Below are 12,442 nucleotides of genomic sequence, written 5' to 3'. Positions count from 1 at the left end.
GAGTGTGTTCGCCCCCCCTCGCGGCCTCCCATACCATCGCTGATTTCACCGAACCGACAGCGTCCGACGCGGTTTCGGGTCTATTACCTGTCGTGATAGTCGAGGGCTAACAGTATTGTGGGAGGAGTCTGTACCGGTCCCATGGACGCGAACCAGGCCGACGAGAACCTCCTCCTCGGGTTGTACCGGCGGTACGTCGGACCGCCGGAGGCAGAACGCACGGTCTACGGCGGATTCGGACTGTTCTTCGGCGGCATCGCCCTGGCACTCATCGGCATCGTGGTCTTTCTCGCGAGCGCGACGGTTTCGCCGGACGACCTCTTCCGGTATACGCTGCGCGAAATCGCGGGCATCGCCGGCACCGTCGGGTTGCCGGCGCTGCTCCTCGGCGTGACGGTGCTCCTCCCGGTCGACCGCAAGGCGCTCTACGCCGCGGCGGCCGGGACGGCCGTCTGTCTCGTCGGCGTCGGCCTCTTCTCGGCGTCGTACCCCTACGCGTGGAACGTCGTTGGGTCCGACCGGAGCGGGCAGGTGGTCGCCGTCTACGCGTTCGGTATCGTCGTCGTCATCGGCGCGACGGGTGCCGCGCTGGTCGGTCACCACATCCACCGCGCCTCGACGACGGAACGCGTCGTCGAACGCGAGGTCGTCGAGTCGGGCGCGAGCCGCGATACCCCCCGAGAGACAGTCACGGACGAGCAGGTCCGCCGTGACATCGACGAGGCGATGGCCGACTCCGAACTGTCGTGGGGCGGCGTCGACAAGGTGAAGACGAAACGGCTGAAGCTGAACACCGAGGCGTTCGACGACATCGACAGTTCGAACGTCGCCGACGTCGACGCGACGACCGTCCGCAGTTCCGGCCGGAACGTCGACGACGCGGTGAACGCGATGAAGGGTCTCCGTGGCGGCGACACCAAGGAGGCCCGAAGCACCCAGACGACGGACGACCAGACGGCCGCGCTCCAGGCGCTCCGCGAGAAGCAGGCCGCCGAGGACGTCGCGACAAACGACGAGGGGGTCGTCGACCGCCTGCGGGACATCTTCTCCTGAGGCGCTGCTCTGCTCCGCTCTACTCCGCTCTACTCCGCTCTACTCCGCTCTGCTCCCGACCCGGCCGTCGCGTCTCTCCTCGCTGGACATCAGGTTTCTGATACAGTCGCGCCCTCTGTTTTCGCGGGACGTATTTTTAAGAGGCTTTTATATGTTGTTTATCAGTGCAAAGGTGTCGAGCGTTTTCACAGATGATATCCGGGGGGAACGTTTTATCACGATTCCTGAAAAGTGTGGGTTCATGGCAAAGGGCCTTGACGTCGGCACGATGAACATCATCTCCGGCCAGCAGGAAGAGGCGGAGACGGTGTTCGTCCAGCAGCGAAACTCCTTCGTGGAAATCGAGTACAGCGACATGGCGGAGCAGATGCTCTCTCGGAGCGACGTCCTCCACATCCGGAAGGGCGACCAGGTGTACGTCGTCGGCGACGACGCGCTGAACTTCGCCAACATCTTCAACCGCGAGACGCGGCGCCCGATGAGCCAGGGCATCCTCTCGTCGGACGAGTCGTCGGCGATTCCGATGATCAAACTCATCACCGAACAGGTCGTCGGCCAGCCGAGTCACCCCGGCGAGCGCCTGTTCTTCTCGTCGCCCGCGGACCCCATCGACTCGGACCTCAACACGCTCTACCACGAGAAGACGCTCGAGTCGATGCTCGGCGACATCGGCTACGACCCCGAACCTATCAACGAGGGGATGGCGGTCATCTACTCGGAACTCGCCGAGCGGAACTTCACCGGTCTCGGCGTCTCGTTCGGCGCGGGCATGACGAACGTCTGCCTGTCGTACTACGCGGTGCCCGTGATGAAGTTCTCCATCGCCCGCGGCGGCGACTGGATCGACGAACAGACCGCCAACGCGACCGGGACGCCCGTGGACAAGGTCACCTCCATCAAGGAGGACGACTTCGAACTCGACTTCACGACCGACGTCGGCGGCGTCGAGGGCGCACTGGCCATCTACTACGAGAACCTCCTCGACTACGTCATCCAGAACATCTCCCGCGAGGTGGACGACGAGGATGTCGAGGAGGGCCTCGACGTCCCCGTGGTCGTCACCGGCGGCACGTCCTCGCCCCGCGGCTTCGAGAAACTCTTCGAGGACCACCTCCGCGACGCGCCCATCCCGTTCTCCATCAGCGAGGTCCGCTCGGTGGAGGAACCGCTCTACAGCGTCGCACGCGGCGCACTCGTCGCCGCCCGCTCCGAGGAGGAACAACAGCAGACGGCGGCCGCTCCCAGCGAGGACTGAGCGCCCCGACCACGTTCTGCGTTCTTCGGACGTCTCCCGGCGAGCGACGTCGTTCACTCGTCCTCGATGCGGCGGACTGCGGGCGTCCCGTCGAACGACACCGACGTCGGGGCCTGCCGTCCGCCACCGGACAGGTCGCCCTCCTCGACAGGGTCGACCCGGTCCGTCGCCGTCTCGCCCCCGTAGAACCGTTCGAGCGCCTCGGTCCACGTCTCGGCGCGCCGACGAGCGGAGTCCCGGTCACCCGTGCGCACGGGGACGGTCAGGTCCTCGTCGGTCGTCTCCGTCCCGTAGAACCGCCTGAGTGCGTCCGACCACGACTCGACGCGTGCCCGCGCGACGCGGTGTTCGGCTTCGATGCCGACGTGGCCACACCGTTCACAGACGGGTGCCTCGCGTTCGCCGAGGCGGTACGTCACGAGCGGCGCTCCACACTCGGGACAGTCCATACCGTGCGTTGGCCGCGCGGGCACTATATTCCCATCGGCGGTGGTGCCCTCGGCAGTCGCCGACGTGGCGAACGACTAATGACGTGCGTCGCCGTAGCACGGATATGTCTGTCGCACGACACGGCTCAGGGCCGGACGTCGTTCTGCGGGCGTTCGCCTCCCAGGTCCACCCGGTGTTCATGCTCCCGCCACTGGCCGCGAGCGCGTTCGGTGCGGTGCTCGCCCGCGAGGGAGTCGGGGGACTCGCGGTCGTCCACCTGTTCGTCGTCTTCTGTGGGCTGTACACGGCACACGTGAAGGACGGGTACGTCGACTTCCACCACCGGGGCGAGGACGACGACCACCCGCTCACCGAACGCGGGTGCCGACTCGCGCTCGCGTGCTCGACGCTTGGGTTCGCCGCCGGCACGGCGATTCTCGGCCTCGCCGTCGACGTCGTCGCCGTGGTGCTCTGTCTGCCGGGGTGGCTCGTCGGCTACCTCCACGCCCCGCAACTCGACACGAACCCCGCGACGGCGACGCTCGGCTACCCGGTGGGTATCGGTTTCGCCCTGCTCGGCGGCCACTACGTCCAGGTCCGGTCGCTCCCGCTCGCTGTCGTCGCGTTCGCCGCCGTCTTCGTCGTCATCCTCGCCGGCATCAAAGTCGTCGACGACGCGACGGACTACGCGTACGACCGCTCCATCGGCAAACGGACCGTCGCCGTCGTCCTCGGGCGCCACCGGGCGCGACAGGTCGCCTACGGGCTGATGCTGGTCGGCCTCGTCGGCGTCGTCGGCTTCGCGCTCGCCGGCGTCTTCCCGCCCTCTGCTGTCGGCGCGGTGGTCGCGTTCGGTTCCGTCGCGTGGGTCGCCCGCCGGGCCGGTGACGACGACAGCCTCGCGACGATGCTGCTCGTCCGGGCGTCGTACCTCTTCCTCGCGGTGCTCGTCCTCGCCGTCTGGTTCCGGCCGCTCGCGGGGTCGGCATGATTCCCGACATCGGCGTCCTCGGCCCGTACACGTATCTGGCGACGGAGGTCCTCTGGGGTGCCGTCGCGCTCTGCCTGCTGTGGTACGCCGACGCCTTCCGCGCGGCGGCGCGGACCACGCTCGTCCTCTACCCCTTCGCGTACCTGTGGGACTGGTACACGCTCGAAGTCGGCGTGTTCGCCATCCCGCTCCGGACGGGCGTCGAGGTCCTCGGTATCCCCGTCGAGGAACACCTGTTCATGCTCGTCGTCCCGGCGATGGTCGTCGGCACCCACGAGTCGCTCCGCCGCCTCGACGGCGAGCGGGGCGGCGACGCCTCCGAGTGACGACTCGGGTCGAACTTTTTGTGTCCGGTCGGCGTACCGCCACCATGGTGCCCCTCGACCACGGGACGTTCCGAACCTGGCTCGACGAGTACACGACCGCGTGGGAGACCGGCGACGCCGACGCGGCCGCGGCGCTGTTCGCCCCCGACGCGACCTACCACGAGACGCCCTTCACCGACCCGCTCGAGGGACGCGACGCCATCCGCACCTACTGGACGGAGACGACCGCCACCCAGGAGGCGACGGACGTCGAGGCCACCGTCGAGAGCCTCAACCGCGGCACGGGCGTCGCACGGTTCCGGGCACGGTTCGTCCGCGACGGCGCCACCGTCGCCCTCGACGGCGTCCTCTCGGCCCGGCTCGTCGCCGGCGACTGCGTCGAGTTCCGCGAGTGGTGGCACACGAAGGGCTGACCCGCCCACCCCGCCGACGGCGGCACGTTCTTGTGCCCGGCACTGGAGGAACGAGCGATGGTCGACTTCTGCGCCGTCGTCGGCGACGGACACGCCGCCGAGACGACGCGCGAGCGCCTCCTGTGGACCGGCGAGGAACGCGTCGACTGCTACGACGCCGACGACGTGAGCCTCGTCGACGCCCGCCGGCCGGACGACCCGGGCGGCCCGGTCAGCGTCCGCGGCGGTGACCTCCTCCTGTGGCTCTGGGGTGACGTCTACGGCGCGGACGAGGGACGCGCCTACCGCCCGCGGCCGGCCCACCAGTCGAGTGCGGCGTTCGTCGCCGAACAGTACGCCGCCGACGGGCCGGGAGGACTCTCGGAGCTGAACGGCGAGTTCTGTGCGCTCGCGTACGACCAAACCGACGGAACGCTCTCGGTGCTCACGGACCGACTCGGCACCTACGACGTCTACTACACGGTCGTCGACGACGCGCTCGTCGTCTCCTCCTCGCTGCAGGCGCTCGCGCTGTACCCCGGGCTGACGCCACGGTTCGACCCCGACGCGCTCCAGTCGTTCTGCGTCTACACGCGGTCGATGGGCGTCCGCACCCCGCTGGCGGGGGTGTCGCGGGCGCCGCCGGCCGCGGTCACGACTTTCGACCCCGCGACGGGAGCGGTCGACGCCGACCGCTACTGGTGGCCCAGACACCGCCCCGTCGACCGGTCCCGGTCGTTCTTCGTCGAGGAGTTCCGGCGACGGTTCCGCGCGGCGCTCGCCGACCGTCTCCCCGCCGACGGCGACGTCGGCGTCTTCCTCAGCGGCGGGAGCGACTCGCGTCTCGTCCTCGCGGGTCTCGACAGGGCGGCGAGGGACCGGACGACTGCCTACCACCTCGCGAACTGGATGAGCCGCGAGGCGCGCACGGCCGAACGGGTCGCGCTGACCGCCGACGTCGAGTTCACGCTCCTCGAACGCGACTGGGAGTATCTGAAGCGGTCGATGCGGCGGAACCCGGGCCTCTCGAACTTCTCGGGGCGGTTCGACCAGGCGTACGGCGAGGCGTTCATGGACCGCGTCCGCGAGGAGGTCGACGTCGTCGTCGACGCCACCTACGCCGACATCCTGTTCAAGGGGTGGGGCCTCCCGCGGCGTCACCTCGACCTCCCGGTCGGGCGCGTCTCGCTCCCGTTCGCGGGGCCGAGTTCGTCCCTTGACGACTATGTCGACCAGTGGGCGCGGGACCCGCCGTCGTATCTCGCCGCCCCGAAACCCGGCCGGGCGCTCCTCCGCGACGAACTGTTCTGGCGCGGTGGCGAGGTGAGCCACCACGGCGTCTCGTACCCCTCGCCGACTGAACTGTTCGTCTGGAGCCACATCCACCCCCAGACCAACATGGGCGGGTCGTTCGTCTTCCGGAGCCTCCGCCAGCACCTCTCCCACCGGAACCCGCTGTTCGACAGCCGACTGGTCGACCTCTCGCTGTCGATGCCGCTCCGGAGCCACGTCCGCCACAACGTCGTCGACCGGGCAGTCGACGCACTCGACCCCGCCCTCGCCGCCATCCCACACGCCGAACGGGGTGTCCCGCCCGCGTACGGCTTTCCCCGTGCCGCGCTCGCGGAGCCACTCGTCGCACTCGGACGAAAACTGACCGGCGCGGACGAGACACCCCGCCCCGACCTCGGACACGGGCCGTGGGAGCCGCCGGCGAAGGTGCTCCGCCACCGCCCCTACTTCCGCGAGGCGCTCGACGCGTCGGCCGACCTGCTCGAACGGATTCCCGACCTCTCCCGGTCCGGTGCGGAGGCGTGCTTCGACGCCCACCTCGCGGGCGCGGACCACGCCCAGGAACTGTTCACGCTCCTGACGCTCCTGCACACGCCCGTCGCTCGCGACGTCGCGGCCGCCGCCGACGGTTCGGCCGTCCGGTGACGCCCCGTGGGAGGGTAGGCACCGCCTACCCGGGGTGCCGGACGGCGTTCGTCCGGTTCGGACACTCGTAACTATGCGACTGTCTCCCGCTACGGTGTGTATGGCAGGCCGTGACCCCTCGACCGTCTCCCGCCCGCGGGTCGTCGTCTTCGCCGCGTTCCGTCGGCCGGGCCCGGCAGTCGACGAGACGACGTGGTGGGAGCGGACGTTCGCGTTCGACGCGTTGCTCGACGTGCGAGGGCTCCGCGAACCCCTCCGGTACGACACCGCGACGGACGTCGCGCTCTGTGTGACCGGCGTGGGCCACGTCGAGGCCGCGACGAGTGTCGCGGCGTTGCTCGCCTGCCCGGCTCTCGACTGCGACGAGACGACGTTCCTGACCGTCGGCGTCGCGGGGACGCCCCCGTCGCGCGGCACCGTCGGTGCCGTGTTCGTCGCCGACGCCCTCGTCGACTGGGACCAGAAGTACCGGCTCGACACCGGGTCGGAGACGGTGCTGTCGACGTTCCCGTTCAAGCACGAGGGAGAGCTCTGCAAGCGACTCGACCCGGAACTGGTGGCGAGGGCGGCGGCCGTCGCCTCCGACGTCACCCTCGCCGACTCGGGGGCGGCAGCGCGTCTCCGTGCGGGCTACCCCGACGTGGTCGCCCGCGGGCCGCCGTTCGTCGCGGTCGGAAGCTCCGTCAGCGGGTCGGAGTTCTGGCACGGGACCGACAGCGCCGCGTGGGCCGAACAGGTCTGTACGGAGTTCGCCGTCTCGCCGTACTGTACGACCGAGATGGAGGGCTTCGCGACGGCGCTCGCCCTCGAACGGTTCGGCCACCTCGACCGCTACCTCAGCGTCCGGGCCGCCTCCAACTTCGACCGACCCGTCCCCGGCCGAGACGCGTTCGAGAGCCTCGCCTCGGACGAGCTCGGCCTCGAACTGGCCGCCGAAAACGCGTTCCGCGTCGGCGTCGCCGTCATCGACGCGCTCCTCGCTGACGCGGGCGTCGACGCCGAGATGGACGTTCCCCCGACCGGTTCGGCCGTCGTCTCGGCGGACTGACCGATCGAGGGAACCGGTCCGGCCGCTTTTTGTTCCGCGCTCCCTCCCCCCCGGCATGAACCGTGCGACCGTCGTCCGTTCGCTCGCCCGCGCCGACCACCTCGTCGACCCGCTCTCCCGGGCCGGTCTCGGCGTCGTCATCCTCCTCGCGGGCGTCCACAAACTGCTCGCACCCGAGGCGTGGGCCGTCTACCTCGTCCCACCGTTCGACCGCCTCGTCGTCCTCCCGCCGGTCGAGTTCATGCTCCTCAACGGCGTGCTCGAACCTCCGTTCGCGCTCGCGCTCCTCCTCGACCGGTACACGACGTTCGCGGCCGCGTTCGTGACCGTCTCGCTGTCGGTCACCGTCTGCTATCTCGCCGTCGCCGCCCTGCTCACGAACGGTGCGTTCGTCGACGTCCTCGTCCGCGACGTGGGCCTCGCCGCGCTCGCGGCGAGCGTCACGGTCCGGGCGGCGAGCAGGGCCGACCCGGACGCCTGAGCCCACACCGTTATGCCCGTCGCGCGCACTCGCTCCCGTATGAGTGACGGAGACGGAGACACACGGGCGGACTTCGAGGTCGACCGGAAGGCGTGGGACATGGCCGCCGCGGCCGACGCGGACGTCGAGACGGTGACGGTCGAGGAACTCCAGTCGGAGCTAGCCGCGCGGGCGGAGGGAAACGAGGACCTCGTGGTCCTCGACGTCCGCGACATCCGCGAGGCGTGGCTCGAAGGCGGCGTCCCGGGGGCGAAACACGCTCCGCGGGGCATGATCGAGTGGTGGGCCGACCCCTCCACCGAGTACTACAAACCCTTCTTCCACCCCTCGAAGCGGTACGTCGTCTACTGTAACGAGGCGGGGCGGTCGGCGCTGGTCGCGAAGACCCTCGGCGAGATGGGGTACGACGACGTCGCCCACCTCGACGGCGGCTTCACGGCGTGGCAAGAGCAGGGTGGTGAGATAGAGGACGTCCCCCAGCGCGACTACAAGTAGCTGGATCCGTCGAAGTCGTCGACCGGTGACCGTTCGCGGTCGACCGTGTCGTATACGGCGCGCGTAGCAGTCAGCGGTGGGCTCCCGTCGACGAACTGACTGTGTGCGACAAGAGTCTTCCCCGAACGGATTTACCGCCTCCTCGCGTATTCGAAACGTAGTGGACGTGACTGTCCTACTTGTCGGAGTCATCGCAGTGGCCGCTGGACTTCCCTCAGTACTCAGACCACAGGCGGTTATCGACGTTTCTTGCGAAATCAGTCCCTTCTGCAGGTCGCCCAGACAACTGAGTTATGCCGGACAGACCTACAATAGAGTACTAGGCGGCGGACTCGCTCTCGTCGGGCTACTGCTCATTGCTGGGTCTCTCGTCGGTACGTTCGACTGATCGGAGACAGTCCGTAACGGAAAGACGGTGTGGAAAACGTCCGTGCTGTATGCCTCCTCTGTACGTCGCAGCCCACTGCCGGCAGGTGACGGGGACTTCGAGCGAACGGGGTGACCGAGCGGCGCGCTGGGCAGTGGCGGTTCGATAAAAAAGAGTCGTCGGGACTGCTCAGTCGTCGGCCGGCGTGCCGGCACCGCTGCCGGTGGAGACGCCCGTGCCGGGGCCGATGTCGATGCCGAGTTCGTCGAGTTTCTCGTCGGGCACGACACCGTCGACCCAGCCGCGGTGGGCGTAGTACTCCTCTTTCATCTCGTCGAGTTCGCAGAGTTCGCCCTCGGAGGCGCCCTGGCCCGGGACGGCCTCGTCGCCTTCGACGAACCGCGCCGGGAGCGAGTCGTCCGTGGCGTCGAAGCCCGCGAGGTTGTTGTAGTAGCGCTCGAGGGTGTAGATGCGCTCGCCGGCCTCCATGAGTTCGTCCTCGGTGACGTCGAGGCCGGTCATGCCGTTGTACTGGAGGACGTACTCCTCGACGCCCTCGGCGAACGCGTTGAACTTGCAGATGTCGAACGAGTCCGAGATGGCGTGGAGGTCCTGGAACGTCGCGGTGAGTTCACCCTTGCCCTCCCACGCGTAGGGGTCGACCTTCTCCGGGATGCCGAGAATCTCCGCCGCGGGCGTGTAGCCGCGCAGGTGGCAGGCGCCCCGATTCGAGGTGGCGTAGGCGATGCCCATCCCCTTCATGCAGCGGGGGTCGTACGCCGGGATGGTCTGACCCTTGACGTCGAGGCGGTTCGACTGGGCGTCCACTTCCTCGGCGACGAGTTTCGCGCCGTCGGCCAGCAGGTCACCGAGCGGCCCTTCGCGCTCCGCGATGCGGTCGATGAGGTCGACCATCTCCTCGGAGTCGCCCCAGTCGAGCGTCTCGCCGAGGTCGTCGAGTCTGCCGTCCTCGGACATCTCCATCGCCATCGCCATCATGTTGCCGACCTCGATGGTGTCGACGCCGACGTCGTTGCAGCGCTGGAGCATGAGCGCGATGCGGTCGCGGTCGGTGTGCCCGGAGTTCGGGCCGAGCGCGAACGCGGACTCGTACTCGTACGACTCCGTCCGGACGTTCATCTCCTCGCCCTTGTGCATCACGTTCACCTCGACCTCCTTCTTGCAGGCGACCGGGCAGGAGTGACACGTGGGTTCGTCGACGAGGATGTTCTCGCGGACGTTCTCGCCGGAGATCTCCTCGGCGTCGATGTCGATGCCCGCACCCTCGTCGGAGTCCGCGTACGAGTGCGTCGAGGTGTACTTCCCGTTGCGCGTCGGGAGGCCGTCCATCTCCTCGGTGATGTTCATCAGGACGTTCGTCCCGTACAGCGAGAGACCGCCCTCGTTCGGGGCGGTGACGTCGGACTCGCGGATGACCTCCATCGCCTGCTGGTACCCCTGCTTGAACGTCTCGGGGTCCTTCGGCTTGGGCATCTTCGTCCCGGACTTGACGACGACGGCCTTGAGGTTCTTCGAACCCATCACACAGCCGGTGCCGCCTCGCCCACTGGCCCGGTCGTCCTCGTTGACGATGCAGGCGTAGCGGACGAGGTTCTCGCCGGCCTGACCGATGGCCATGATGGAGAGGTTCTTGCCGTACGAGCCGTCGACCTCCTCCTCGACGACGTCCTTCGTCTCGTGGACGCCCTTGCCCCACAGGTGACTCGCGTCACGCAGTTCGACCTCGCCGTCCTCGACGACGGCGTAGACCGGCTCTTCGGACTTGCCCTCGAACAGCAGGCCGTCGAAGCCGGCCCACTTGAGACGGGCACCCGACCAGCCACCGTGGTGGGAGTCCGTGACGGTGCCCGTCAGCGGGGATTTGGTGCAGACGGCGATGCGACCGCTCATCGTCACCTGCGTCCCCGTCAGCGGGCCGTTCATGAACGCGAGGAGGTTCTCCTCGCTCAGGGGGTCCACGTCGGGCCCCTGGTCGAACACGTACTTCACGCCCAGGCCGCGGGCGCCGATGTACTTCTTCGCGTCCTCGTCGTCGACGCTCTCGTACGCGACCTCCCCCGACGAGAGGTTCACGCGCGCGACGTGGTCCTGGAATCCACCTAGTTCTGTCATAGTTAATGCTCGAGATTATATTGGGGCGCTGTCCGATTAGATGTTCCCACACCGACGTAACCGATACCGGTTTCGCGTCCGCTTCGCGCCTCGGCACCGCCTCCGGCGGCCGCGAGGGGGCACACCTGTCGAGCGACTGACCGAGCGTCCGTGGAAAATCCCGCCGTCGCTCCCGCGCTCGGTGGTCGGCCGACACCTCTGTTTCGGGTCGACGGCGCTAGTAAGAATCACTCTCGTCGCGGCTCCGGTGCTCGGGGCGGCACTCCCTCACGCACCCGTCGCGAGGAACGCCTCCACGGCGTCGACGAGCACCTCGCCGGCGACGAGGGCGTCCTCCCAGACGAGCGTCTCGTCGGGGAAGTGCGCCTGCTCGATGGTTCCCGGCCCGAAGACGACGGTGGGGATGCCGGCGGCGACGTAGTGGCGGTTGTCCGCGCCGTACGTCTCCCCGAGCGGTTCCGTCCCGGACAGGCCGTGTTCCGTCATCGCAGTCTGCACCGCGTCGACGACCGGTTCGTCGGGGTCGGTCTCGGCGGGTTCGAACTGGATGGTGAACCGGTCGAACGTCGGGGGGTGTTCCGAGAGCCACGGGTCGTCGTCGACGACTTCCCGGAGCGCGGCTTCGTACTCCGCCTCGACGTCGTCGACCGACTCGCCGGGCGCGACACCGAAGCGACACTCCGCGGTGAGCGAGGCGGCGACGGTCGAGGCCCACGACCCCGCCTCGACGATGCCGATGGTGAGCGGCCAGGGGTTGTCGAACGCCGCGTACAGCGGGTGGGTGACGCGCTCTCCGCGTTCGGCCTCGAGTTCGAGAAAGCGGTGGCGGATCGTCTCGAACGTGTCGAGAACGTCGACACCCTCCCAGCGCCGGGCGGCGTGAGCGGACCGCCCCGTCAGCTCGAGCCGTTTCATCAGACACCCCTCGGTGGCGACCACCGGGGTGAGGTCCGTGGGTTCCGCGACGATGGCCGCGTCACGCTCGAACGGGTACGGGTTGTCGAGCGCGGCCGCCGCCGCGCCGATGCCACCTTCCTCCTCGCCGGCGACGCACTCGACGACGACCCTCCCGTCGACGTCGTCGCCGAGCGTCTCGTGGGCGGCCAGCGCGGCGAACACGCAGACGGCGACGCCGGTCTTCATGTCGACGGCACCGCGGGCGGTGAGTTCTCCCGCCTCCCACGTCGGGTCGAACGGCTCCGAGGTCCAGACGCCCTCGTCGGCGGGGACGACGTCGCTGTGCCCGTTCAGGACGAGCGTCGGCCCGGCGTCGGGGTCGCCGAACTCGAGGACGCCGGCCACGCTCGGGCGCCCCTCGGTCACGAGTTCGGACGCGGCGGGGAACGACGGGTGCTCGGCGAGGCGGTCGGCGTCGGCCTCCCAGCGGTAGGTCTCGAAGCCCAGTTCTGCCAGTCGGGACGCGACCCACTCCTGGGCGGGGCGCTCGTTCCCGTCCGTGGTGTCGAAGCGGAGGAACTCCTCGGTGAACCGGCGGAGGTCGTCGTCGAAGGCGCGGAACTGCATTGGTCGTGGT

At 68.8% G+C, this 12,442-nt stretch carries 12 protein-coding genes; 9 read left to right on the top strand and 3 right to left on the bottom strand.

Annotated elements, in window-relative coordinates; genetic code table 11:
- Positions 1 to 141 precede the first annotated feature (141 nt).
- Complete coding sequence (locus ACESK5_RS10135) at positions 142 to 1,053, top strand: permease (protein WP_372911445.1); 912 nt, start codon at positions 142 to 144, stop codon at positions 1,051 to 1,053.
- A gap of 241 nt (positions 1,054 to 1,294) precedes the next feature.
- On the top strand, positions 1,295 to 2,308 hold the full coding sequence (locus ACESK5_RS10130; RefSeq protein WP_372911444.1) for a hypothetical protein: 1,014 nt from the start codon (positions 1,295 to 1,297) through the stop codon (positions 2,306 to 2,308).
- Positions 2,309 to 2,361: 53 nt separating this feature from the next.
- Here the strand turns inward: ACESK5_RS10130 and ACESK5_RS10125 are convergent, their stop codons facing one another.
- On the bottom strand, positions 2,362 to 2,757 hold the full coding sequence (locus ACESK5_RS10125; RefSeq protein WP_372911443.1) for a hypothetical protein: 396 nt from the start codon (positions 2,755 to 2,757) through the stop codon (positions 2,362 to 2,364).
- A 104-nt stretch (positions 2,758 to 2,861) separates the two neighbouring features.
- On the opposite strand from ACESK5_RS10125, the gene ACESK5_RS10120 reads away from it, so the two are divergent.
- From ACESK5_RS10120 to ACESK5_RS10090, 7 genes are all read left to right on the top strand, one after another.
- A complete protein-coding gene (locus ACESK5_RS10120) occupies positions 2,862 to 3,728 on the top strand; it encodes a UbiA family prenyltransferase (protein ID WP_372911442.1) in 867 nt (288 codons plus the stop codon).
- Positions 3,725 to 4,054 carry a lycopene cyclase domain-containing protein gene (locus tag ACESK5_RS10115; RefSeq protein WP_372911441.1) on the top strand — a complete coding sequence of 110 codons (330 nt, stop codon included), beginning with the start codon at positions 3,725 to 3,727 and terminating at the stop codon, positions 4,052 to 4,054. The genes ACESK5_RS10120 and ACESK5_RS10115 overlap by 4 nt, the downstream gene beginning before the upstream one ends.
- A 44-nt stretch (positions 4,055 to 4,098) precedes the next feature.
- On the top strand, positions 4,099 to 4,467 hold the full coding sequence (locus ACESK5_RS10110; protein ID WP_372911440.1) for an SgcJ/EcaC family oxidoreductase: 369 nt from the start codon (positions 4,099 to 4,101) through the stop codon (positions 4,465 to 4,467).
- Between the two features lie 57 nt (positions 4,468 to 4,524).
- A complete protein-coding gene (locus ACESK5_RS10105; protein WP_372911439.1) occupies positions 4,525 to 6,384 on the top strand; it encodes an asparagine synthase-related protein in 1,860 nt (619 codons plus the stop codon).
- 100 nt (positions 6,385 to 6,484) lie between these two features.
- Positions 6,485 to 7,432 carry a phosphorylase gene (locus ACESK5_RS10100; protein ID WP_372911438.1) on the top strand — a complete coding sequence of 316 codons (948 nt, stop codon included), beginning with the start codon at positions 6,485 to 6,487 and terminating at the stop codon, positions 7,430 to 7,432.
- A 55-nt stretch (positions 7,433 to 7,487) separates the two neighbouring features.
- Positions 7,488 to 7,913 carry a DoxX family membrane protein gene (locus ACESK5_RS10095; protein WP_372911437.1) on the top strand — a complete coding sequence of 142 codons (426 nt, stop codon included), beginning with the start codon at positions 7,488 to 7,490 and terminating at the stop codon, positions 7,911 to 7,913.
- Positions 7,914 to 7,952: 39 nt separating this feature from the next.
- On the top strand, positions 7,953 to 8,408 hold the full coding sequence (locus tag ACESK5_RS10090; protein ID WP_372911436.1) for a rhodanese-like domain-containing protein: 456 nt from the start codon (positions 7,953 to 7,955) through the stop codon (positions 8,406 to 8,408).
- A 556-nt stretch (positions 8,409 to 8,964) separates the two neighbouring features.
- Here the strand turns inward: ACESK5_RS10090 and ACESK5_RS10085 are convergent.
- Both ACESK5_RS10085 and ACESK5_RS10080 read right to left on the bottom strand, forming a co-directional pair.
- Positions 8,965 to 10,908 (bottom strand): aldehyde ferredoxin oxidoreductase family protein, encoded by a 1,944-nt coding sequence (locus ACESK5_RS10085; protein ID WP_372911435.1) that lies wholly within the window; start codon positions 10,906 to 10,908, stop codon positions 8,965 to 8,967.
- 267 nt (positions 10,909 to 11,175) lie between these two features.
- A complete protein-coding gene (locus tag ACESK5_RS10080) occupies positions 11,176 to 12,432 on the bottom strand; it encodes a M20/M25/M40 family metallo-hydrolase (RefSeq protein WP_372911469.1) in 1,257 nt (418 codons plus the stop codon).
- Positions 12,433 to 12,442: the final 10 nt, after the last annotated feature.

The sequence above is a fragment of the Salinigranum sp. genome (genome assembly GCF_041641895.1).
In the GTDB taxonomy this organism is placed as follows: domain Archaea; phylum Halobacteriota; class Halobacteria; order Halobacteriales; family Haloferacaceae; genus Salinigranum.
The sequence above is the reverse complement of the archived record's forward strand: the minus strand, read 5'-3'. Positions and strand labels throughout refer to the sequence as shown.